The organism is Ruminococcus sp. 8Y-12 (assembly GCF_058119865.1).
In genome coordinates this window covers 3,954,470-3,977,976 of the sequence record NZ_CM176623.1, presented here as the reverse complement: position 1 = coordinate 3,977,976, position 23,507 = coordinate 3,954,470, and the positions used below count along the sequence as shown (strand labels likewise).

General features: G+C 48.5%; 18 protein-coding genes and 1 tRNA gene. 16 read left to right on the top strand and 3 right to left on the bottom strand.

The features are described 5' to 3' along the window. Window positions 1-4 precede the first annotated feature (4 nt). The 14 genes from AC0THY_RS15955 (at window position 5) to AC0THY_RS15890 (ending at window position 19,057) form a co-directional block, all read left to right on the top strand. The gene (locus tag AC0THY_RS15955; RefSeq protein WP_489991589.1) at window positions 5-2,995 is read left to right on the top strand and encodes an EAL domain-containing protein; all 2,991 of its coding nucleotides are present in this window, start codon (window positions 5-7) and stop codon (window positions 2,993-2,995) included. 99 nt (window positions 2,996-3,094) lie between these two features. Beyond that, window positions 3,095-4,177, top strand: coding sequence for a 3-isopropylmalate dehydrogenase (gene leuB / locus AC0THY_RS15950; RefSeq protein WP_489991588.1), 1,083 nt, complete (start codon window positions 3,095-3,097; stop codon window positions 4,175-4,177). A 17-nt stretch (window positions 4,178-4,194) separates the two neighbouring features. Then, the gene (ilvD, locus tag AC0THY_RS15945) at window positions 4,195-5,865 is read left to right on the top strand and encodes a dihydroxy-acid dehydratase (protein WP_489991587.1); all 1,671 of its coding nucleotides are present in this window, start codon (window positions 4,195-4,197) and stop codon (window positions 5,863-5,865) included. 16 nt (window positions 5,866-5,881) lie between these two features. Next, window positions 5,882-7,552: a biosynthetic-type acetolactate synthase large subunit gene (ilvB, locus tag AC0THY_RS15940; protein ID WP_489991586.1), complete on the top strand. Its 1,671-nt coding sequence runs from the start codon at window positions 5,882-5,884 to the stop codon at window positions 7,550-7,552. Between the two features lie 263 nt (window positions 7,553-7,815). Beyond that, complete coding sequence (gene serC / locus AC0THY_RS15935; protein WP_489991585.1) at window positions 7,816-8,898, top strand: 3-phosphoserine/phosphohydroxythreonine transaminase; 1,083 nt, start codon at window positions 7,816-7,818, stop codon at window positions 8,896-8,898. A 1-nt stretch (window position 8,899) separates the two neighbouring features. Then, a complete protein-coding gene (locus AC0THY_RS15930; RefSeq protein ID WP_489991584.1) occupies window positions 8,900-10,063 on the top strand; it encodes a phosphoglycerate dehydrogenase in 1,164 nt (387 codons plus the stop codon). 210 nt (window positions 10,064-10,273) lie between these two features. Beyond that, window positions 10,274-11,509, top strand: a complete 1,236-nt coding sequence (locus AC0THY_RS15925) for a DUF1015 domain-containing protein (RefSeq protein ID WP_489991583.1) — start codon at window positions 10,274-10,276, stop codon at window positions 11,507-11,509. Between the two features lie 82 nt (window positions 11,510-11,591). Next, window positions 11,592-13,931, top strand: a complete 2,340-nt coding sequence (glgB, locus tag AC0THY_RS15920) for a 1,4-alpha-glucan branching protein GlgB (RefSeq protein WP_489991582.1) — start codon at window positions 11,592-11,594, stop codon at window positions 13,929-13,931. A gap of 1 nt (window position 13,932) precedes the next feature. Beyond that, window positions 13,933-14,814, top strand: a complete 882-nt coding sequence (locus AC0THY_RS15915) for a mechanosensitive ion channel family protein (RefSeq protein ID WP_489991581.1) — start codon at window positions 13,933-13,935, stop codon at window positions 14,812-14,814. Window positions 14,815-14,865: 51 nt separating this feature from the next. Next, window positions 14,866-15,195, top strand: coding sequence for a metal-sensing transcriptional repressor (locus AC0THY_RS15910; RefSeq protein ID WP_489994209.1), 330 nt, complete (start codon window positions 14,866-14,868; stop codon window positions 15,193-15,195). 17 nt (window positions 15,196-15,212) lie between these two features. After that, window positions 15,213-16,388: an LCP family protein gene (locus tag AC0THY_RS15905; RefSeq protein WP_489991580.1), complete on the top strand. Its 1,176-nt coding sequence runs from the start codon at window positions 15,213-15,215 to the stop codon at window positions 16,386-16,388. A gap of 631 nt (window positions 16,389-17,019) precedes the next feature. Continuing rightward, window positions 17,020-17,092: transfer RNA gene (locus tag AC0THY_RS15900), tRNA-Thr, on the top strand. A gap of 239 nt (window positions 17,093-17,331) precedes the next feature. Continuing rightward, window positions 17,332-17,946, top strand: a complete 615-nt coding sequence (locus tag AC0THY_RS15895) for a sugar O-acetyltransferase (protein WP_489991579.1) — start codon at window positions 17,332-17,334, stop codon at window positions 17,944-17,946. Between the two features lie 121 nt (window positions 17,947-18,067). Beyond that, window positions 18,068-19,057, top strand: a complete 990-nt coding sequence (locus AC0THY_RS15890; protein WP_489991578.1) for a 2-hydroxyacid dehydrogenase — start codon at window positions 18,068-18,070, stop codon at window positions 19,055-19,057. Between the two features lie 15 nt (window positions 19,058-19,072). Here AC0THY_RS15890 and AC0THY_RS15885 read toward each other — a convergent pair whose 3' ends face one another. Genes AC0THY_RS15885 through AC0THY_RS15875 form a run of 3 tightly spaced genes read right to left on the bottom strand, consistent with a single transcriptional unit; the run spans window position 19,073 to window position 20,884 of the window. Further along, window positions 19,073-19,483 (bottom strand): hypothetical protein, encoded by a 411-nt coding sequence (locus tag AC0THY_RS15885; RefSeq protein WP_489991577.1) that lies wholly within the window; start codon window positions 19,481-19,483, stop codon window positions 19,073-19,075. Further along, window positions 19,455-20,216, bottom strand: coding sequence for a zinc ribbon domain-containing protein (locus AC0THY_RS15880; protein WP_489991576.1), 762 nt, complete (start codon window positions 20,214-20,216; stop codon window positions 19,455-19,457). The genes AC0THY_RS15885 and AC0THY_RS15880 overlap by 29 nt, the downstream gene beginning before the upstream one ends. After that, complete coding sequence (locus AC0THY_RS15875) at window positions 20,213-20,884, bottom strand: zinc ribbon domain-containing protein (RefSeq protein WP_489991575.1); 672 nt, start codon at window positions 20,882-20,884, stop codon at window positions 20,213-20,215. The genes AC0THY_RS15880 and AC0THY_RS15875 overlap by 4 nt, the downstream gene beginning before the upstream one ends. Window positions 20,885-21,054: 170 nt before the next feature. Between AC0THY_RS15875 and AC0THY_RS15870 the strand changes: the two genes are divergently transcribed. Next, entirely contained in the window at window positions 21,055-21,912 is an 858-nt protein-coding gene (locus AC0THY_RS15870) for a MerR family transcriptional regulator (protein ID WP_489991574.1), read from the top strand. Window positions 21,913-21,931: 19 nt separating this feature from the next. After that, on the top strand, window positions 21,932-23,446 hold the full coding sequence (locus AC0THY_RS15865) for a MutS-related protein (RefSeq protein ID WP_489991573.1): 1,515 nt from the start codon (window positions 21,932-21,934) through the stop codon (window positions 23,444-23,446). Window positions 23,447-23,507 lie beyond the last annotated feature (61 nt).

The window sequence follows — 23,507 nt, the reverse complement described above, 5'->3', positions numbered from 1 at the left end:
ACATATGCACGTCAAAAAGGGTTCTTTACAGCGGAGGATATTGTTTCCTCTGCTGTTCGTAATCATCCTGGAAGGAATTCTGATCTACATAGTGATCTTTGCCAGCGGTGCAATGAACAATCTTCGCGAGAATGCCTTTGACATTTTTCAAGAAAAAGCCGATGGAAGAAAAGAAACACTTGAAAACCAGATGGTGAATAAGTGGGGACACATCTACGAGGATGGTGAAGCCATGGAGGAGACCATTCAAAACCATCTGGATAAGAATCACCTTACTGTTGAGGAACTGTCCCGGAGTGAAAAGTACACAAGGGAGGTGCTGGCGGATTTGGCAGACGACCTCTTTAATTTACTGCGCAAAAATACGGTGACAGGGGCCTTTGTCATCTTGGATGAGAACGGGCAGGATAAGAAAAATGGTGTCTATTTCAGAGACAGCAACCCTTATGCCTCTATGGAAAACAATTCAGACCTGATTGCGCTCAGAGGTCCCTCCTATGTGACAAAGGAGAAGGAAATCGCCCTGGCGAGCTACTGGCTGCCATCCTTCGAGACGGAGGAGAACAAGGAGGAGTGGGCGTTTTATTACAAGCCTTTTCACGCCGCAGAAGAGTATCCGCAGCTGGATACCTCTGATCTGGGATACTGGTGTCAGCCCTTTTTTTTGCCCGAGGATGAGTCCGGCAAAATTATTACCTATTCCATACCTCTTCGCATCGGCCAAGAGGTGGTGGGAGTCGCAGGTGTGGAAATCAGTGTCAATTATCTGAAAAAATATCTGCCGAACTCAGAACTGAATGCGGATGAGAGCGCCAGCTATGCCCTTTTGCTGGGGGAATCCCACACAGAGGATATAGTGGATACTGACTACCGCCTGATTTTTGGGAGCGGTTCTCTTCGTGGCATATCACAGCTTGAGAACGTATCCTTGGAGAAAGAAGGGGATCTGGATAAGAAACATTTTTATCTGGCAGGGGACACAGAGGACGAGGTGTACCTTTGGGCTGATCACCTTAAACTCTACAACCGCAACACACCCTTTGAACAGGAGCGCTGGCTCCTGTCCGGAATCATTCCGAAAAAACGTCTACTGCAGTTTTACTTTAGCTTTCAGAGGACCATTCTCTCTATTTTGATCGGAAATATTTTGATTGGGATTTTTGCGGCAATCCTGGTTGCCAAGGCGGTATCCCGTCCCATTACCTATCTGACCAAAAAACTGAAAAGCTCGGGCATAGGACAGACCATACATCTGGATGCAACAAATATCGAGGAAGTGGATGAGCTAACCAGCACCATTGAAAAGCTGAGCGCTGAGGTGACGGAAAATGCGTCCAAGATGGCAGCCATCATCAGGATGGCCGATGTGGGTATTGGTATCTGTGAGTTTACCGACTCCCAGCCGGATAAGGTGTACTGTGCCGGTGATTTCTGCTCCAGCCTGAATATCCCGTGGCCAAAGGAGGAGGGAGAATATGTGCCCAGAGACCTCCTTGATGAGGCCAAGAGACGGCTGGAAAATTCCGTAGTGGAGCGGGATGGGGAAAAGGACAGCTATATACTGGAGGTGCCGGAGGCTGGTAAAAGAAAGTGGATAAGGGTGCAGGTGATACGAAAGAAGGACAGAATGATCGGTGTCACCACGGATATCACAAAGGATATGAATGAAAAGAAAAAGATCGAGTATGACAGGGACTACGACCTGCTGACTAATCTGTACAACAGGCGGGCATTTAATAATAAAATGCGGGAGCTTTTCCGGGAACCCAAGAGCTTGGAGGTTGGGGCAATGGTGATGCTGGACCTGGATAACCTGAAATATATTAATGACACCTATGGGCATGACTGCGGGGATGAATACATTCACATGGCGGCAAAAGTACTGCGCCACTACAGGAGCAGCACATCCGTTGTGGCACGCCTCTCTGGGGATGAGTTTATGGCTTTCTTTTACGGTGAGAAGGAGAAGGATCAGATACGTGGGAAACTGGAGGATATGTTTGAGGAGTTTAAGAACACAAAGATCTCTCTGCCGGACGGCAGCAAGATGCCCATAAGGGCTTCCGCGGGAATCTCCTGGTACCCTGACGACGGCAGGGATTACCTGGAACTGGTGCGGTACGCTGACTTCGCCATGTATAAAGTGAAAAAGACAAATAAGGGCCATCTGGTGGAGTTCAGCTTTGAGAGCTACAGCAAGGAGTCTTATCTGCTCCAGTGCAGAGAGGAACTGAATCTGATTCTGGATCAGGAGCTGGTGGAATATATGTTCCAGCCTATTGTGGATGCCAGGACAGGAGAGATCTTTGCCTATGAGGCTCTGATGTGGCCCAGCACAGAGAATATCAAGACGCCCATGGAGCTTTTGGCCTTGGCTCGCTCCCAGAGTAAGCTTCAGCAGGTGGAGCGTCTGACCATGTTTAAATCTATGGAAGCCTTCACCAAGACAAATCTTGTAAATAATGAGGCGAAAATCTTTATCAATTCGATTGCAAACCAGCATTTGACTCTGGAGGAGAGCAGAGAATTTGAAAAGAGTTACGGGAAATATATGAAGCGCGTGGTAATAGAATTTACCGAGGAGGAGCATGAGGAAAAGGACAGACTCAAAAAGAAACAGGAGATGATTGAGAATTGGGGAGCGCAGATTGCCCTGGATGACTTTGGGGAAGGCTACAGCAATGACAGCAGACTGCTTAAGCTGGAACCGGATTACGTGAAGATTGATTATTCTCTGATCACCGGGATACATCAGGACGCCAGGAAGAGAAGTCTGGTAAAAAATATTCTACGGTTTACAAAACACCATGGAATCAAGGTGGTGGCGGAGGGAGTGGAGTGCCGTGAGGAATTGAGGGAACTGATCAGCCAGGGAGTGGATTATATCCAGGGATTTTACACTGGCAGGCCTTCTTACAGTCCTGGTGAGACAGCGGACGAAGTAAAAAAAGAAATAGAAAAATTTGCGAAAGATGTAAGGAAAACGGGATTATAGTTGAAATCCGCAAAAAAATGCATTATTATATTTTCTAAAGACTTTTGGAGCAGGCGCCGTTTTTGCGTTGTCTGCCCGACATAGGAAAGGACGAGGAGAATGGATTACAATATAGCAGTGATTCCGGGCGACGGAATCGGACCTGAGATTGTGAGAGAAGCTGTCAAGGTACTGGATGCAGCTGGAAAAAAATTTGGTTTTTCTTTAAATTATACGGAAGTGCTCCTGGGCGGAGCATCCATTGATGTACACGGTGTCCCCTTAACAGATGAAGCCGTACGCTCAGCCAAGGAAAGTGACGCGGTGCTGATGGGCTCCATAGGAGGAGATGCGGCCACATCCCCCTGGTATCAGCTGGAGCCGTCCCGGAGACCGGAGGCAGGTCTGCTGAAGATCCGCAAGGAGTTGAATCTCTTTGCAAATCTAAGGCCAGCCTATCTCTATGAGGAGCTGAAGGAGGCGTGTCCTTTGAGGGACGAGATCATCGGAGCTGGATTTGACATGATGATCATGCGGGAGCTGACAGGAGGTCTCTACTTCGGAGAAAGGCAGACCGTGGAAGAAAACGGTGTCCGCAGGGCAAAAGATACCCTGGTCTACGATGAGACAGAGATTCGCAGGATTGCAAAGAGGGGATTTGACATTGCACGCAAGAGAAGGCGTAAGGTCACCAGCGTGGACAAGGCCAATGTGCTGGATTCCTCCAGACTGTGGCGGTCAGTGGTGGAAGAGGTGGCAAGGGACTACCCGGATGTGGAGCTGGAACACATGCTGGTGGACAACTGTGCAATGCAGCTGGTGAGAAACCCGGGACAGTTTGATGTGATCCTCACAGAGAATATGTTCGGAGATATTCTGTCCGATGAGGCCAGTATGGTGACAGGCTCCATCGGAATGCTCTCCTCAGCCAGCTTAAACGAGACCAAATTCGGGCTCTACGAGCCCAGCCATGGTTCCGCGCCGGATATCGCCGGGAAGGATCTGGCAAACCCCATCGCCACTGTTCTGTCGGCAGCAATGATGCTGCGCTACTCCCTGGATTTGGACGAGGCGGCGGATGCTGTGGAGGCGGCTGTGGAACAGGTATTAAAAGACGGTTACCGCACAGGGGACATCTGGTCAAAGGGCTGTGAAAAAGTCGGCACTGCCAGGATGGGTGACCTGATTGCGGAGAGAATATAAGAAAGGTTGGATAGAACATGAAAAGTGACGCAGTAAAAAAAGGTGTTCAGCAGGCACCGCACCGTTCCCTCTTTAATGCTCTGGGATTTACAAAGGAGGAGATGGAGCGCCCCATGGTGGGCATTGTCAGCTCCTACAATGAGATTGTCCCCGGACATATGAATCTGGACAAGATTGTAAATGCCGTTAAGCAGGGCGTTGCAATGGCGGGGGGAACCCCGGTTGTGTTCCCGGCCATCGCAGTCTGTGACGGTATCGCCATGGGGCACATGGGTATGAAATATTCCCTGGTGACCAGGGATCTGATTGCAGATTCCACGGAGGCTATGGCTATGGCCCACCAGTTTGACGCCCTTGTGATGGTGCCCAACTGCGATAAAAACGTGCCCGGGCTTTTGATGGCAGCCGCGCGCATCAATGTACCCACTGTGTTCGTCAGCGGCGGCCCTATGATGGCTGGACACGTACAGGGAAAAAAGACCAGTCTTTCCAGCATGTTTGAAGCCGTGGGCTCCTACACAGCGGGCAATCTTTCTGAGGAAGAGCTGGAAGAATATGAGTCCAAGACCTGTCCCACCTGCGGCTCCTGCTCCGGAATGTATACGGCAAACAGTATGAACTGCTTGACAGAGGTACTTGGAATGGGGCTGAAAGGAAATGGTACGATTCCGGCCGTTTACTCCGAGCGTATCCGCCTGGCAAAACAGGCAGGTATGAAGGTGATGGAGATGTATGAGAAAAACATTCGCCCCAGGGATATCATGACAGAGGAAGCAGTGCTGAATGCCCTGACAGTGGATATGGCTCTGGGATGCTCCACCAACAGTATGCTTCATCTTCCTGCAATCGCCCATGAGATCGGCATGGACTTTGATATCAGCTTTGCAAATGAGATCAGTGCCAGGACACCGAACCTATGCCATTTGGCGCCGGCAGGCCCCACCTACATAGAGGATCTGAACGAGGCTGGCGGTGTCTATGCGGTGATGAATGAATTAAATAAAAAAGGACTTCTCCACACAGAATGTATGACCGTTACCGGAAAGACTGTAGGAGAGAACATAAAGGATTGTGTGAACTTAAATCCCCAGGTAATCCGTCCCATTGACAATCCCTACAGTGAGACCGGAGGACTGGCAGTCCTGCAGGGAAACCTGGCGCCGGACGGAGGTGTGGTCAAGCGTTCCGCGGTGGTGCCTGAGATGATGGTGCATGAGGGACCGGCCAGAGTGTTTGACTGCGAGGAGGACGCCTGTGATGCGATCCTTACAGGAAAGATTGTGGCAGGGGACGTGGTGGTGATCCGCTATGAGGGCCCCAAGGGCGGCCCGGGTATGCGGGAGATGTTGAATCCCACCTCAGAAATCGCGGGCATGGGCCTGGGCTCCTCCGTGGCGCTTATCACGGACGGAAGATTCAGTGGCGCTTCCAGAGGCGCCTCCATAGGCCATGTTTCACCCGAGGCGGCAGTGGGAGGCCCCATTGCACTGGTGGAAGAGGGAGATATCATTAAGATTAATATACCGGAAAACAAGCTGGAGATCGCAGTGTCTGATGAGGAGATGGCAGCCAGAAAAGCGAAATGGCAGCCCAGAAAGCCAAAGGTTACCACAGGTTATCTGGCGCGTTACGCATCCATGGTGACATCGGGAAACAGGGGAGCGATCTTAGAAACACCGATAAAATGAAACAGGGGGAAAGCGTATGAAATTGACAGGTTCTGAAATTGTAATTGCATGTCTGAAAGAGCAGGGAGTGGACACTGTGTTCGGCTACCCGGGCGGTACCATATTAAACATATACGATGAGCTCTACAAACACAGCGGAGAAATCAATCACATCCTCACCTCCCACGAGCAGGGAGCTGCCCACGCGGCAGATGGATATGCAAGGGCTACGGGGAAGGTCGGCGTATGTATGGCTACCTCCGGTCCGGGAGCTACAAATCTTGTGACTGGAATCGCAACTGCTCATATGGATTCTGTTCCAATCGTGGCGATCACAGCCAACGTGGGGGTTCCCCTTCTGGGAAGAGACAGCTTCCAGGAGATCGACATTGCAGGCGTTACGATGCCCATCACAAAGCATAACTATATTGTAAAGGATGTAAATAAGCTGGCAGATACTATCCGCATGGCTTTCTATATCGCGAAATCCGGCAGGCCGGGCCCTGTCCTGGTGGATATCACCAAGGACGTGACCGCCAACAAAGCGGAATACACTCCAAAGGAGCCCTACCCCATTGAGCGCAGCACAGACTATATTAAGGATGCGGATCTGGATCAGGCGATTGAACTGATCAACCACTCCAAAAAGCCCTTTGTCTTTGTGGGCGGTGGTGCAGTAATCTCCGATGCTTCCGGAGAACTGATGGAATTTGTGAAAAAGGTGCATGCTCCGGTGGCGGACAGCCTTATGGGGAAGGGTGCCTTTGACGCAAACGACGACCTTTACTGTGGCATGCTGGGAATGCACGGCACCAAGGCGTCAAATCTGGGTGTGACTAAGTGTGATCTTCTGATCACGGTGGGAGCCAGGTTCAGTGACCGTGTAACCGGAGATTCCAAGCGGTTTGCAAAAAACGCCAAGATTATACAGATTGATGTGGACCCGGCTGAGATCAACAAAAATGTTGTTGTGGACTGCAGTATCCAGGGTGATGTGAAAGAGGTGTTAAAGCGTCTGAACACCAGGATTGAGGACCACAACCATGACCAGTGGCTTGAGGAAGTCAGGGGACTTGTGAAGAAATATCCTCTGAAATACAATGAAGAGGCCCTGACCGGCCCCTACATCGTGGAGGAAATCTACCGGATCACCAAAGGCGATGCCATTATCACCACTGAGGTGGGACAGCATCAGATGTGGGCAGCTCAGTTCTACAAATACAAAAAGCCACATACCTTTATTACATCCGGAGGTCTGGGGACCATGGGGTATGGTCTGGGAGCCAGTCTGGGAGCCAAGGTGGGATGTCCGGATAAGACCGTCATCAACGTGGCAGGCGATGGCTGTTTCCGTATGAACATGAACGAGATTGCCACAGCGGCCCGCTACAATATCCCCATTGTCCAGGTGGTGATCAATAACCATGTGCTGGGAATGGTGCGCCAATGGCAGACTCTTTTCTATGAAAAACGCTACTCCAATACCGTGTTAAGCGATGCGGTGGACTTTGTGAAGCTGGCAGAAGCCATGGGCGCGGAGGGCATCCTGGTTACCAAAAAAGAGGAGGTGGCCCCAGCCTTAGAGCGTGCCATCAGGCTTGGAAGACCAGTGGTGATTGAGTGCCAGATTGACTGTGACGACAAAGTATTCCCAATGGTACCTGCAGGAGCGCCCATAGAGGAAGTGTTTGACCAGGACGATTTATAAAAATACGTAACTGTTCAGTACCTTCACAGTTACATACAAAAATCCATTTAGAATCACCTTTGGTGATGGGATTTTTGCACTCCTGAATCATTTTCTTACGGTCAGAGCAGTAAATGCGCAGACCTGCTGAATAGTTACAAATATACTATTGACGAAATTTTAACAAAGAGATAAAATAGGTTTTATTGAGTCAGTTTAGACTGATAAAGCAAGAAAGCATAAACAGAATAAAAAGTCTTTTTAAAATGAGGAGGAAACGAAAAGTGAGCAGAGTGTACAATTTTTCAGCGGGACCGGCAGTGTTACCGGAAGAGGTGTTGAGGGAAGCAGCAGCAGAGATGATGGACTATCAGGGGTCCGGGATGTCCGTTATGGAAATGAGTCACCGATCTCAGGTTTTCGACAAGATTATCAAAGAGGCTGAGCAGGATCTGAGGGATCTGATGAACATACCTGACAATTATAAGGTACTGTTTCTGCAGGGAGGAGCTTCCCAGCAGTTTGCCATGATTCCCATGAATCTGATGAAAAACAAGGTGGCGGATTACATAGTGACAGGCCAGTGGGCAAAGAAGGCATTCCAGGAGGCGCAGAAATACGGAAAGGCAAACAAGATTGCCACGTCAGAGGATAAGACCTTCTCCTACATACCGGATTGCTCAAACCTTTCCATCAGTGAGGATGCGGACTATGTCTATATCTGTGAAAACAACACTATCTACGGCACAAAGTTTAAGGCGCTTCCAAACACTAAAGGGAAGACTTTGGTAGCTGATGTTTCCTCCTGCTTCTTGTCAGAGCCCGTGGATGTGACAAAATACGGCATCATTTTCGGAGGAGTTCAGAAGAACATCGGACCCGCAGGGATGGTGATCGTGATCATCAGGGAAGATCTGATTACAGAGGATGTGCTCGACGGGACACCCACCATGCTGCAGTATAAAACCCATGCGGACGCAGAGTCCCTGTACAACACGCCGAACTGCTACTGCATCTATATGTGCGGCAAGGTGTTCAAGTGGCTGAAAAACATGGGCGGCCTTCAGGCAATGAAGGAGCACAATGAGAAGAAGGCAGCCATCCTGTATGATTTCCTGGATCAGAGCAAGCTCTTTAAAGGCACTGTGGTGAAGGAAGACCGTTCTCTGATGAACGTTCCCTTTGTGACAGGGGATGAGCAGTTGGATGCCAAGTTTGTAAAAGAGGCCAAGGCAGCAGGTTTTGAGAATCTCAAGGGCCATCGCAGTGTGGGCGGAATGAGAGCCAGCATTTACAATGCAATGCCCATAGAAGGTGTGGAAAAGCTGGTAGAGTTTATGAGAAAATTTGAAGAGGAGAATCTGTAAAATGTTAAAGTATACATGCTTAAATCCCATAGCACCGGTTGGACTGGAGCTGTTTGAGGAAGGTTATGAGAAAGTGGACAGCATTCAGGAGGCGGACGCGGTTCTGGTGCGCAGCGCATCTATGCATGATCTGGAGCTTCCGGAAAATCTGGAGGCTGTGGCAAGAGCCGGGGCCGGTGTTAACAATATCCCCCTGGAAAAGTGTGCGGAGAAGGGAATCGTAGTGTTCAATACCCCGGGAGCAAATGCAAACGGTGTGAAGGAGCTGGTGATTGCCGGTATGCTGCTGGCTTCCCGCGATATCATCGGCGGTGTGAACTGGGTTCAGGGCGAGCGCCAGAATGAAGAGGTTGCAAAGGCTGCTGAGAAAGAGAAGAAAAATTTTGCAGGCTGCGAGATCAAGGGAAAGAAGTTGGGAATCATTGGCCTTGGAGCAATCGGTGTACAGGTGGCAAACGCAGCGACCCATCTGGGCATGGAGGTATATGGATACGATCCCTATATTTCTGTGGATGCGGCGTGGAATTTGTCCAGAAGCATTAAGCACATCAAGGATGTGAAGGACATTTACAATGAGTGTGATTATATCACAATCCATGTTCCTCTTTTAGATGAGACCCGTAAAATGATCAATGCGGAGGCAATCTCCCTGATGAAGGAGGGGGTTGTTGTCTTAAACTTCGCAAGAGATCTGCTGGTAGATGAAAAAGATATGGTGGAAGCCTTAAAGAACGGAAGGGTGAAGAAATATGTGACAGATTTCCCCAACCCCACCACAGCGGGGGAGAGAAACTGCATTGTCATTCCTCATCTGGGCGCTTCCACAGAGGAATCTGAGGACAACTGCGCGAAGATGGCGGTTCAGGAACTGATCGATTATCTGAAAAACGGAAATATCAAAAATTCTGTGAATTATCCCAGCTGTGACATGGGCGAGTGCAGCCACGTGTGCCGTGTGGCTATCAATCACAGGAACGTAAAGAACATGATCAGTCAGTTTGCCGCAATTTTCGGCGAGGCAGACATCAACATTGCGAATATGGTAAACAAGAGCAAGGGTGACTATGCCTACTCCCTTCTGGATCTGGAAACTCCGGCTACAGAGGAAGTAATCCAAAAGGTCAAAAATTTGGAAGGCGTACTGAAGGTTCGTGTGATTAAATAATAGTCCGGACAGCCGCAAAATTTATTTTTGCGGCTTTTTTCCGTTTCATTGATGCCGATTTAGGGCATAGTGTGAAAGAGCACCAGAACGGAGGGATGTACAGATGTTGGCAAAGTGGAAGAAGAAACGCAGACGGCTGGATTACTTCAAGAAAATCATCCGGTCTGTTAAAAAAAACAAGAATAAATATAAGAGAATAGGAGATAAGATATGGCAGAAATCAGAGCATTTGCTGGAATCCGTCCGAGGGAAGAACTTGCGCAGCGCATTGCAGCGCTCCCCTATGACGTCTACAACCGCCAGGAGGCCAAGGAAGAGGTAGCCAGGGAGCCTATGAGCTTCCTGCGCATTGACCGGGCGGAGACACAGTTGGAGGACGGCACAGATCCCTACGCCCCCGCGGTTTACCAGAAGGCCCATGACCTTCTGTGGGAGATGGTGGAAAATGGAGAGTTTGTCCGGGAGGAGAAACCCTGCTACTATCTCTATGAGTTGACCATGGATGGAAGAAGCCAGACCGGGCTGGTTGCCTGCGCATCCATTGACGATTACAAAAACAATTTGATTAAGAAACACGAGAACACTAGGGCGGACAAGGAGCAGGACCGTATCTGTCATGTGGACGCCTGTGATGCCCAGACCGGCCCGATTTTTCTGGCCTACCGGAGAAATCCGGATATGGATCAGCTGGTGGGAGAGATCAAAGAGAGACAGCCCCTGTTTTCTTTTACATCAGAGGACGAGGTTACCCACCGGGGATGGCGTATTGACCGGGAGAGTGAGATTTCCAGGATTGGGGAAATCTTCGGCGCAATAGGGGAGATATACATAGCGGACGGCCACCACAGGGCAGCCTCCGCGGTGGCAGTTGGGGAAAAGAGGCGCAGAGCGTATCCGGGATACAGCAAAAGAGAAGAGTTCAACTATTTCCTCTCCGTCCTTTTTCCAGGGGAGGAGCTCTATATCATGGACTACAACCGGGTGGTCAGGGATTTAAATGGCCTTTCCGGGGAAGACTTTCTGGAGAAAGTGGCGGAGAAATTTGAAGTGAAAGAGATTTTGACAGCTACATCGCCGCAGAAAAAAGGCTGCATCAGCATGTACCTGGAAGATCAGTGGTACAGCCTGAAGGTAAAGCCCCGGTACTGCAATACCGATCCTGTTGAAGGGCTGGATGTCTCCATTCTCCAGAGAGAGCTGCTGTCTCCTGTTTTGGGAATCAGAGATCCCAAGACCGATGCCAGGATTGATTTTGTGGGCGGAATCAGAGGATTGCAGGAGCTGGAGAGAAGAGTGCAGACAGACTGCGCCGTAGCCTTTGCCATGTACCCCACATCCATTGAGGAACTGTTTGCAGTGGCGGATGCGGGACTTTTGATGCCCCCCAAATCCACATGGTTTGAGCCGAAGCTGCGCAGCGGTTTATTTATCCATAGTTTGGAATAAATAGTAGCAGGATTTACTTTTCACCTTTTTACTTCTGTGATAAAATAAAGCTGTGAAACATAAGAAACAGGAGGGTACGCTTATGGATGAAAAATTGTATGAAATGATGGACTGGGCCGCAATCGAGGCAGTCGTATATTCAGAAGAGGACAATCCCCATGCACTGATGGGACCCCATGTAACGGAGGAAGGTATCCTGATACAGACCTTTATACCAACAGCGGTGAAAGTGTCCGTAAAGGTGGAAGGTGTCAAGAGAGAGTACCCCATGGAGCTGGAGGATGAAGAGGGATTCTTTGCAGTCCTGATCCCGAGAAAGACGATTCCGGGCTATACCTACAAAGTGGAATTCGACAATGGCCAGGTAAAGGAGTACGCTGATCCCTACGCCTATCAGCCCCAAATCACAGAGAAAGAGACCAAGAAATTCAACGCAGGGATCTGCTACGATATCTATGAGAAGCTGGGAGCGCATCCCATGACAATAAATGGCGTGGACGGTGTCTACTTTGCCGTGTGGGCTCCAAACGCAGTGCGTGTGAGTCTGGTAGGGGACTTTGTGCTCTGGGACGGCAGAAGGCTTCCCATGAGAAGACTGTGGGATTCTGGAATCTTTGAGCTCTTTGTCCCCGGACTGAAAGCAAGTATGCTGTATAAATATGAAGTCAAGGCAAAGGGAGGACTGACCTTCCTGAAAGCAGACCCCTACGCAAATGCCGCTGAGCTGCGTCCGGGAAACGCGTCTGTGATCGCGGACCTTAGGACGTTTAAGTGGACGGACAGCGCTTACATGCAGTCCAGGAAGAAAAAGAGCTTTAAAAAAGAGCCGGTATTTATCTATGAAATGCACCTGGGTTCCTGGAAAAAACCTGCGGAGGAAGCCAGCTCCTTTTACAACTACCGGGAGCTTGCGCCAATGGTGGCTGACTATGTCAAAGAGATGGGATATACCCATGTGGAGCTGATGCCGGTGATGGAGCACCCCTTTGACGGCTCCTGGGGATATCAGGTGACAGGGTATTACGCGCCTACCAGCAGATACGGAAGCCCGGAAGATTTCATGTATTTTATGAACTACATGCATGAGCAGGGGATTGGCGTTATCCTGGACTGGGTTCCGGCTCATTTTCCGAGAGATACCTTTGGTCTTTCGACCTTTGACGGAACCTGCCTTTACGAGCATTTGGATCCAAGGCAGGGCTCCCATCCCCACTGGGGAACTTTAATTTATAATTACGGCAGGCCGGAGGTATGCAACTTCCTGATCTCAAACGCTCTGTTTTGGGCGGACAAGTACCATGCAGACGGCATTCGCATGGATGCGGTGGCTTCCATGCTCTATCTGGACTATGGTAAGCAGGATGGAGAGTGGGTGGCTAATATCTATGGCGGCAATGAAAATCTAGAGGCCATAGAATTTTTGAAGCACCTCAATTCCGTATATAAGAAGAAGTTCCCGGGTTCCATGCTGATCGCGGAGGAATCTACCGCCTGGCCTAAGATTACTTCTCCTGTTGAGGAGGAAGGGCTGGGGTTTGACTACAAATGGAATATGGGTTGGATGAATGACTTTATAGATTATATGTCCAAAGATCCCATCTTCCGTTCCGGGTGCCATGGAGAGCTGACCTTCAGTATGGTTTACGCCTACAGCGAGGACTTTATTCTGACTCTCTCCCATGACGAGGTGGTACACGGCAAGGCCTCTATGATCGGGAAAATGCCCGGTGAGCGTCCCCAGCAGTTTGCAAACCTGAGGGCTGCATACGGCTATATGATGGTACATCCAGGCAAAAAATTGCTCTTTATGGGACAGGATTTTGCTCAGTACTCTGAGTGGTCTGAGGAAAGGTCGCTGGACTGGGAGCTGTTACAGCACCAGGAGCATGAGCAGATGCAAAACTATATCAAATCCCTAAATGCCTTTTACAGGGAGCATCCAGCGCTCTACCAGCTGGACTACAATCCAGATGGATTTGAGTGGATCAACGCCATATCAGCCAATGAGAATATGCTCGTCTTTACCAGAAATACCAGGAAGAAGGAAGAGATGCTGCTGATTGTCTGCAATTTTTCCCCCCTGGTATACGAAAATCATAAGATCGGCGTCCCCTATCCAGGCAAATACAAGGAGATCTTCAACAGCGACCGGAAGGAGTTCGGAGGCAGCGGGGTGGTAAATGCCAGGCTGAAACAGTCCAAGAAGGACGAGTGTGACGACAGAGAAAATTCCATTACCATCAAGGTGCCGCCCATGGCAGTCTCAATTTTCTCTTACACCAAGTCTGCTCCCAAGGCATCCACTAACAAGAAGGCTAAGGAGACAGCGGAAAAGACAGCTCCGGTCAAAAAGAAGGCAGCGAAGAAGGATCTGAAGAAGGAGCTGGAGGAAAAATACGTGAAGGCACGTAATATGAGGTAATATGGATACATCAATAGTGGAAGAAACCCTGCAGCAGCAGGCTGCAGAGGTAAATCAATTTGTAAAATACTTTCAGGATAAGCTTCCGTCCATCTTAGACTTCGGAGTGCGCCTTCTGATTGCACTGGTTATCCTTTTTATCGGAAGTAAAATTATTAAATTTCTGTTAAAGCTGGTGAAACGGTCGTTTGTGCGGGCAGGGCTGGAGGAAGGCTCCATACATTTTATGAACTCTCTGGTGAAAGCCCTGCTCTATGTGATTCTGGTTTCCAGCATCGCAACTACCTATCTGGGAGTAAAGGAAGCATCCATAGCAGCCCTGTTGGGTTCCATGGGTGTGGGAATTGTACTGGCTTTAAAAGAGTCCTTGTCAAATCTCGCCGGAGGATTTATACTTTTGATTATGAAGCCTTTTGTCCTGGGGGATTACATTAAAGAGGATGAGCACGGAAACGAGGGGACAGTGGCCAGGATCGACCTTTTCTACACCATCCTTTTGACGCCAGACAACCGGACGGTGAGTGTTCCCAACGGAATCCTGTCCAACACAAGTCTCACCAATATTTCAAGGCAGGATAAAAGACAGCTCCGGGAGGTTGTGGGTATCTCCTACACGTCGGATATGAAGGAGGCCAAGGATATTCTGGAGCAGATTTTGCTGGAGGACGAGGGCATCATAAAGACAGAGTCCATAGAGGTCTTTGTGGACAATCTGTCAGAGAGCTCGGTGGATATGGGCTGGCGTGGCTGGGTAAAGCCTGACGACTACTGGCCCACCAGATGGCGTATTACGGAGAAAATAAAACGAGAATTCGATAAAGCAGGCATAGAGATTCCATTCCGGCAGTTGGATATTTCTGTGAAGCAGGTGAAGGAGGAATAATTAATAGACATGGAGCCGCACAAGCATACGCATGTGAGAGAGGATGGCAGTGTGTTTGAGCACACCCATATACATGATCACGACAATGAGGACCGTCCACATTCCCACGTGCATACCCATACGCACGAAAATACGAAAGCTGTATTGAACAGGCTTTCCAGGGCGATCGGGCATTTGGAATCCATCAAGAAGATGGTGGAAAACGGAAGGGACTGCAGCGAGGTGCTGATACAGCTCTCGGCAGTAAAGGCAGCCATAAACAATACAGGCAAGGTGATTCTGCACGACCATATACAGCATTGCCTGGTGGATGCAGTGGAGACGGGAGACACAGAGGCCATAGAAGAGTTGAATAAGGCCATCGACAGATTTATAAAATAAGATAGGAATTATGGAAAATGGGAAAAAGACAAGTAGATAAAAAAAGTGCAGCATTCAAAAAATACAGGAGGAGGAGAACTCTTTTTATTGTCGAGGTGTTTCTGCTCGTTCTGGTATGCGGAGGGGCCTTTGTCTATGTGCAGCTGGACAAAAAGCTGAACAGTATACAGATCCAACAGCTTGACAGCAGCAAGGTAACCATCAATCAGGCTGCTGAGACGGATGAAGTGATTAAAGGGTACACAAATATTGCGCTGTTCGGAGTGGATTCCCGGGAGGGGAACATTGATCAGACAAACACGGATACTATTATTATAGCAAGCATCAACAATGATACAAAGGTGGTAAGACTGGTCTCTGTTTACAGAGATACATATTTGGATATCGGTCATGACCGATACGCAAAGGCCAATGCGGCCTATGCAAACGGTGGAGCAGAGAGAGCCATCACCATGCTGAACACCAATCTGGATCTGGATATCAAAAGCTTTGTGACAGTAGATTTCAATGCTCTGGTGGACATCATTGATCTGCTGGGAGGGATTGAGATCACCGTTACGGAGGAGGAATGTGTTCACCTGAACAACTACTGTGTGGAGACTTCAAAGGTAACGGGAAAAGAATACGAGAACCTTCCGGGCGAGGGCACGTATCTGGTAAACGGTGTGCAGGGAGTCTCCTATGCGCGTATCCGCTTTACAGCCGGCAATGACTTCAAGAGGACAGCGCGTCAGAGAGAGGTGGTTGCAAAGATTGTTGATAAGGCAAAGAAGGCAGATATCGGTACACTCAATGAGATCATGGATAAGGTATTCCCTATGATCAAAACCAATCTCAGCAAATCAGAAATTCTCTCCATGGGAATGAATATGCTGTCCTATGAGCTGGGTGAGACCACAGGTTTCCCGTTCACCCATTCAACAAACGGGGATGACGAGATTCCGGTAACCCTGGAGACAAACGTAGATCAGCTGCACACCTTCCTGTTTGACAATGAAGACTATGAGCCCTCTTCAGATGTAAAGGAGAGAAGCGATTACATCATTGAGAAGACAGGATTTACGGAGGACAGCGCCGCCAGCTCAGAGAACTATCAGGGAACCGGAGAAGAACTGGCCTCTAACGGAAAAGAGAATTCCACAGAGGAGGAGAGCGAGACGGAGGAGACACAGACTTCCGGGTATGGGGATTAAGCATACTGTGTAACAGTTCAGGTGGGGGGAGGTCTGTTACTTGTGTTACCAGCCGGACGTCACCCGGGCGTTGGCAGCTCTCACGCAAACACGTGCAACGCTCTGGGGAACTAACCGTTACTGCAACTAAGGACGCTCAGGAAAGCCTTCGCGTCCAAGTTTCCGTAAACGGTCATTTCCCCGCCGCTAAAAACGCACGTAAATTGTTTGCTTAGAGAGCTGCCAACGCCCGGGTGACTGTGTTCTAGAACCGAGAACTTCCCTCAATCTTGTTTGAAAATCGCCTGAGAGCACCACCTCCCGCCTATGGGAAACAGCTTCCTCCGGCGCAGGGCTATGCTTCGGGGACAATTGGCGAGCGTTTTAATGTAGATGAAATCCTCTGCCTACGGAAACTTAGTCGTGAGGGCTTTCCCGAACGACTTAGTTGTAGTTGGCAGATAGTTCATCGGAATGTTGCACGCGTCCCCGAAGCATAGCCCTGCGCCGGTGGAAGCGTCCTCTTATCAGCCCGTCTGAACGATTACCATACTTGTACAGAATGTGAAAAATACTAAAAAAAGTACTTGCAAAATTCTCCAAAAGTATATATAATAATCTAGGTCAGCGGTCATAAGTGGCCGCCAGATAAGCTGGAATAGCTCAGTCGGTAGAGCACTTCACTCGTAATGAAGGGGTCGAGAGTTCAAGTCTCTTTTCCAGCTTTGACAGAGAAGGAAAGAGTAGATGAGTATGTTCTTAGTAATATATTTATCTACTCTTTTGTTTTAATTATTAGAAAACGTTACTGTTCACACGTTCACAGTAACATGCATAAATCCATGCAAAATCGCCTTCGGCGATGGGATTTATGCACCCTTGAATCATTTTCTCACGGTCTGAGCAGTAAATGCTCAGACTTGAGTGAACAGTAATTAGAAAAAAGCTTGAGGAGGACAAAACTATGGAAATAGACGAGATTTTCAGCAGAATCCACAGTGGAAAGCTCTATTTCTGCAATGACGATGATCTGATGAGGCAGCAGATTGCATATTTGGATAAGGTGTATGACTTCAATCATTTAAAGCCCAGTCAGAGTAGGGAAAAAATGGAATTGCTGCGGGAAATGTTTGCAGAGATTGGTGAGGGGTGTTACATCGAAACTCCTTTTTACGCCAACTGGGGCGGCAAAAACGTGCATTTCGGCAGTCATATTTATGCCAATTACAACCTGGTCCTGGTGGATGACTGTGAAATTTTTGTGGATGACCATGTGATGATCGGGCCCAATGTGGTGCTGTGTACTGCAACACACCCAGTGGAGCCGAATCTGCGCAGAAAGCAGGCCCAGTATAATCTCCCTGTCCATATTCACGAGAATGCCTGGATTGGGGCCAACTGTGTGATTATGCCGGGGGTGTCAATTGGGGAGAATACAGTAATTGGGGCCGGAAGCGTGGTGACCAGGGATATCCCTTCCAATGTGGTTGCATACGGGAATCCTTGCCGAGTGATGAGGGAGATCACTGAGAAGGATAATAAGTATTATTATAGAGATCGTGAAATTGATATTGAGTAAAGAATGCCCCGCCTTGTCTGCTTTGGACAGTGCGGGGTTATTTTACGCTTAAATATACGGGAGAAGCGGTGTATGAGCCCTCCCAATGCGGGTATACTACTCATATGAGGAGGCTACGAATATGCAGATACTTTTTTTCGGAACAAAAAATTACGATGAGCTGTTCTTCAGAGAATTTTTGGAGAAGGGTCCCTATCATGACCTGGAGTTTACCTTTATTGAGCCAAATCTCACAAGGGAGACAGCTATGCTGGCGGACGGTTACGACGCGGTCTGCGCTTTCGTGAATATGGAGCTGGGCACACAGACAATCCGGCTCCTGAGCAAATGTGGTGTGAGACTGATACTTATGCGCTGTGCAGGCTACAATAACGTGGATCTGGACACGGCAAAGGAGTGCGGTATCACAGTGATGCATGTACCCAGCTATTCCCCGGAAGCTGTTGCGGAGCATGCCATGGCACTGGTACTCACTGCAAACAGACACATGCACAAGGCATATATAAAAGGACGTGAGAATGATTTCAGCCTAAGTGGACTGATGGGGGTGAACCTTTACGGAAAGACGGCGGGAATTGTAGGAACAGGAAAAATCGGAGCAGCCATGGCGCGCATCTGCCAGGGCTTTGGAATGAGAGTGATCGGATATGATTTATACCCCAATAAGGATTTGGATTTTGTGGAATATGTGGACTTTGAACATTTACTTGCAGAATCGGACTTGATCTCCCTGCACTGTCCGCTGCTAAAGACCAGCTACCACATGATTAATACAGAGACTATTCAAAAGATGAAGGACGGAGTAATGCTTGTAAACACCTCCAGAGGAGGACTGATTAAGACAAATGACTTGGTTCAGGGAATCCGGGACGGAAAGTTTTTTGCCGTGGGCCTGGATGTGTATGAGGAGGAGAATGGAAGTGTGTATGAGGATATGTCGGAACGGATTCTGGGGCACTCTACCATGGCCAGGCTTCTCTCCTTTCCGAATGTGATGGTGACGTCACACCAGGGATTCTTCACGAAAGAAGCACTGGAGGCCATCAGCGAGACCACTCTTGACAATGCACTGGCCTTTGTGGAGGGTAGGGAAAACGGGAACGAGCTGTAGAAGCTCTGCTATGGATTATTCTTTTATAGATAACAGGTTATTGATTTCGGAGATCTCTGATTTCAAATAACCTGTCTTTTCTTTTTCGCGGGTCATGGTTTCGGCGTATGAATCAGCCTTTCCCTGTTGTCCATTGTCAGAATACATCTTGTAATACATCGCAGCCTCATAGTAGCGGGACAGGGCATAGTATTCTTTCAATGTATCCGAAGCCTCTGCGCCGGAAACCTCATTGCTTACCGTCTTGCGCAGCATTTCACTGTAGTTTTGGTCCTGTAAATCCCAGGCAAAGCTCTGCTCATCGTATGAAATAACGTCACGAAACTCGTCCATAAGCGAATGAATTCCGCTGAAGAGAAAGAGCAGAAGGCTCAAAGACAAAAGCACAATCAAAATATCAGAAAGCTTCACTTTCTTGCATCTCATGGATGTTCATCCTCCTTTTCAGCAGTGTTTGTATTCCGTTTTCTGACAGGGAAGGCAGCTGTTGCAGATCCTTCTGGGTAAAACTGCAGTTAGTCTTAAGCATAAGATTGATTCGGTCTGTCATATCCTTCACAGCCAGTCTATGATTTTCCTTATAGTCCCCGGTGTCCTCTTTCATAAAGTAGTCTGAAGAAACGATCTCGAAGTAAAGAGCAAGGTTGGAGGCCAGGCTTTTTAGAGACCAGGTATCAGAACTGTCTAAATGAGTGATATTACCAATATAGTACATCACACTGCTGTAGCTTTGCGCAGCATTGGATATATCCTGATAGACTTTTAACTCTTTTCTAAGATAGAGATTATTTTGATTATAAAAGGCGGAAAGCTCCGGATAACGAGCCTCCTCGATATAGGCATCCATTGTCTGCACATAGGAAGGCAGGTTCCTGCCCAGGGAGGCAGACGTAACCGCCCGGTAGATATCCCAGGAACGGCTGTTTAATATGATTGCAGCTATATTTAATAGAATTAGAATAGCAATAATCGTTGTCTTGACGCTCAGATGGGCAAAGCGCTTACTGGTAGTATAGACATCTTGTTTTGTTTTTTCAAATTCCGCCTGATAATGGTGCAGGTTTTCCTGGTGTCTGCATCCTTCTGGGTTTGGGGTCCCGCAATACGGACATTTTTCATCCTCCAGGCTTAGGTTAGCGCCGCAAAAAGGACATTTCATGGCGTGTATTCCTCCTCATAATATTCTATTAACGCTTCCTTTGACATGTGGTATACTTGGGAAAGCAGGTTTTCACCCTCTTTGCGATAGCCTTCCACCAATTTTTGTTCCTTTTGTGTCATTCTTTCAAATGAATCCAGATAAAAGAGGGCATACAGAGAAAAGAGAACATCCTCTTTCTTTTGATTCCGGTAATCATGAATGATGGAATAGTCCAGGTAAGCCCAAAGAAAGGATGCATGTTTCCAACGGGACAAAGAATATTCTGAAGCCTCCGGGTTGTCTATAAATTCAAGAATAGAATCGTAATCACCGGATGCATACCAGGCATCCAGCTTTGGAAATGTGGCCCGCTCCCAGGCAAGCTGGGAGGCTTCTTTCGAAGCTTGCCGGACATCCTGAAAACGGGTGAAGGCATAGACTGCCATAACCAGAAGGAGGGTAATGAACAGGGCGATACCGATCCGTTTGATGGTACGCCGGGTTTCCTTTTTAAAGGTATCTTCCAAGACATCTGCAGGCACCTCCTCAAGGTCCTCCAAATCTTTTTGGATACTCTGTAATTTTTTCCTGTATTTCTTTTGTGCGCCGGGAATGTTAAGCGTGCCGCAGAAGGGACAGCAGGTCACGCTTTCATCTAACGGGGCGCCGCAGTTGGGGCATTTCATAGCTAAATCCTCCTCAGAAGCAGCCTTTTAAACAATTACTATAAGAATACAATAAAAATACTTGACTGTAAAGTAAGTTTATACTGTTTAATAACAGGGAAAGGAGGGATAGTTACGGTTCATACAGTTCTGTGCATTCACTGTGCAGAATGAACCGTAACGAGAGATATATGAACATAAAAGAAGCAGAAGAGCTGTCAGGGCTCACCAGGGCCAATATCCGGTTTTACGAAAAGGAGGGCCTCTGTGTGCCCAGGCGAAACCCAATCAATGACTACCGGGAGTATTCGCCGGAGGATGTACAGACGCTGAAAAAAATTTTGTTTCTGCGCAAATTGGATGTGAGTCTGGAGGATATACGGGCATTGCAGAAAGGGACAATTTCTATGTGTACTTTGATGAAGTGTCAGGGAGAGAGCCTGGAGGGCAGAATCGGAGAGTTTGAGAATGCGCGGGCAATCTGCAGGGAAATCGCCAGGGATGCACAAGCAGACTATGAAAAGTTGGATGTGGAGAAATATGAACAGAGCGAATGGGTGCAGGAGGGGAATATGAAGAAGGATACTCTTGGCTATTTAGCAAGCATAAAGGATAAAGTTTTGTTGTGGGGTATGTTTTTTGCCCAGCTGATGATCGCAGTCAGCATCTACTTCCTGCTCCCGGACCGGATTCCCATCAACTGGGATGAGTCTTATGCAACATCCTATGTTTCCAGGGAATGGATCTTTCTGTATCCAGTGTTCAGCCTAGCAGCCATGACCCTGCTGAGATCCCTGATCCGGGCTGTGATAGCCAGAAATATGATGTGGGCGTCCCCAAGGCTTCTGGACCGGCTGACGGCGGTTGTTCTGGTCTGCTTTAGCCTGATTCTGCTTACCTGTGAATTTTACACCATATTGTTTGTCAAAGGCGTGCGCTGGAATGTAGACAGGATACTCCTCACCGAGATAACAGTCTGCACTTTGGTTACCCTGGGATATGGGATACTGGAAAAATACAGATTTAGAAACCAGCAGAAGGATTCATGAAGTCAAAGGAGAGACCAGTATGGGAGAAGTAACAAAGGAACAGAAATATGGATATACAGAGTTGGGAGAACAGATGTTTCCAGGGGAAGCTGTGGATGAGATCACCTGGAACGATCTGGATATGGATGACTTATACCTGCGGATCAATACCTGTCATTCCTTTGCAGGCGAACAGGTGCTGTTTGCCAGAATGCACAGGCTGGCGGGGACAGAAGAGCTTCAGATTCTGGAAGAGAAGATAGGTTATGCAGGAGAGAATAAGGAGGAGGCAAAGAGGATTGGGAAGATTCTTTATAGAATCGGAAAGGAGGAGGGAAGCTATTTCCTGCCCGTTTTTCTGAACAATCTGGACGTATTCTCCATTGAACATGTGTGGTTTTACAGACTGATGAGAGCCCTTCTGGCGCTGTCCCTTGTCCCTGCCCTGGTGTTTCAGGAAAAGGGGCTGCTGTATATTCCAGTAGCTGTGTTTGGCGTAAATCTTTTGATATATCTTGCGCAAAAATATAGATACGAGCTGAACCTGAATACCCTGGAGGGGGCTCTCAGGCTGATAAAGGCGGCGGTCCGACTAACTGATTCGGGGAAATTTGCTTATGAAGAGAGGTTTCAGGATCTAAAGGAGCATGCAGACTGTTTTCGGCCATTGGCCAGAATGATCGGCCGGGTACAGAACAGAAGGATGGCCAGCGCGTCGGGGACCCTGGAGGGACTGCTCTATGACTATTTCTTCGGGGCCCTGCTCTTGGATTTTATCCGTTATGATAAGATTATCAAGCAGTTAAAGCAGCACAGGGAGACATTTCTCTGTCTTTACCGGAGAATCGGAGAGCTGGATATGGCTCTGGCAGCAGCTAAATACCGGGAGAGTCTGCCCCGGTACTGTACTCCCAGGTTTGCGGAGCAAAAAGGCGTTATGATGGAGGAGCTCTGTCACCCCCTGATAGAGAATGCGGTGGCAAATTCCTTGAATCTTACGGATTCCTGCATGGTAACCGGGTCCAACGCCTCAGGAAAGTCCACTTTTATCAAGGCTGTGGCGCTCAACGCGATCCTGGCACAGACACTTCACACCTGCACTGCTGGGCGGTTTGAGATGTGCTGTGCAAAGGTGGTCACCTCCATGGCTGTGCGGGACGATCTGGCGGCCGGGGAGAGCTACTACGTCCGGGAGGTAAAATACTTGGCGAGGATTGTGAAGGGCCTATCTGACAAAGTATGGACCCTTTGTGTGATCGATGAGATCCTGAGAGGGACCAACACCAGAGAGAGGGTGGCAGCCTCAGCAGCCGTTTTGAGGTATCTGGAGAAGAGAAACTGTCTGGCAGTGGTGGCAACCCATGATCAGGAGCTGCTGGATATGCTGGAAACCGGATATATGAATTATCACTTTACCGAACACATGGAAGATGGGAAGATCACCTTTGACTACAAAATTCACCCAGGACCTGCCAATTCACAGAATGCCATACGGCTGCTGGAATGTATGGGATTTCCGGAGGAGATTACCAGGGAAGCCAGACTGCGGGCATAAGGGAAGGAGTTACGAAAGATTTAAGAAGTTGTACAGTTCCTTTTAAAGCTAAATTGTGGTA